Genomic DNA, 1,108 nt, shown 5'->3' on the forward strand with positions numbered 1-1,108 from the left:
GGTCCTTACCCCGGCCGGACTTGCACCGGCAAGTTGTGCCTAGCTTGACTAGGCGCGCTATGACTTTTCGTACAAAATCCTGGGGGCGGGCTCCCTTGTCCACATCCTGCTCAGCACCTATGTCGATCACTGGTGCATCGGACAAGCTATAATGCCTCCTCCTACAACATGAGCGTCAAATAGTTAATCTCACGTTCCTGCGAGAATTCTTTACATAGACTGAAAATAAAATTTGAGATTCCGGGCCACAAACCGAGACAAAAAAGCCCTCCACGAATGGAGAGCCTTCCTTTTGCCGTTAAAGCTTCGCGTCAACCCTATAATTTTAATGATTCAGCGCGTCACGTACTCCATCGAGCCTGTCCTCGATCTTGTCAATCTTCTCATCCGTGTTCCGCGTCCAGTCCCGAATATCTCGGCGGAATACTTTCAAATCATCGCGAACATCACGTAGCTGATTTTTAATCCCGGCGCTGTCTCCTGTGAGCAGTTTGTTTATGACCGCCTGTTCCTCTCGGAACTCTTGCAGTTCGGCACGTGTCGCTTTAATCTCAGCGAGAATCACTTTCAAAATTTCGTCCATACTGGATCATCCTCCCCCCTCAATATTAAACACTCATCGCCCTGCTTGTCGAGTACATAGAACCTTTTCATTAAAAGATTGTGTAGCAACTCCCATGCCTAAACTTAATGACGGTCCCGTTTGGGCCGGGCGTGAAGGTTGCGTCATTTACCTGTATATTCATCAAACGCGCATGGAGACACGCGGCTGTTAGTTGCTGGATGTTCATCACCAAGTAACCGAGGCACTCGTTGAAACAAACCCTATCTATCACGATGGCTTTAACCGTCACCATACCTGTACCGCAAAGGAATCGAGTACATCGGTACAGGTACAACAGGAGTATAAGCTGCCGGGTGTAGTGCATCCGCCGGATGAATTGCTTCAAGATCCTGTTCTGGTCCTCCGGTGGCTGGTATGGGGTGACTTTTCATACAAAACCCTGCGCGCGGACCCTCTCCGGCTCCCTGTTGGTAGAGTAAAGGGCTGGGTTTGCCAACCCCTCCTCATCAAACCGTACGTGCGGTTTTCCCGCATACGGCTTTC

The 1,108-nt window shown here is 49.9% G+C and carries 1 protein-coding gene; it reads right to left on the reverse strand.

Annotation, left to right across the window (positions count from 1 at the left end; translation table 11 throughout):
* Positions 1-325: 325 nt before the first annotated feature.
* On the reverse strand, positions 326-583 hold the full coding sequence (locus ACE5LO_RS27690) for a hypothetical protein (protein WP_375523131.1): 258 nt from the start codon (positions 581-583) through the stop codon (positions 326-328).
* Between the last annotated feature and the right edge of the window lie 525 nt (positions 584-1,108).

Source organism: Paenibacillus medicaginis, assembly GCF_042138635.1.
Taxonomy (GTDB): domain Bacteria; phylum Bacillota; class Bacilli; order Paenibacillales; family Paenibacillaceae; genus Paenibacillus; species Paenibacillus medicaginis.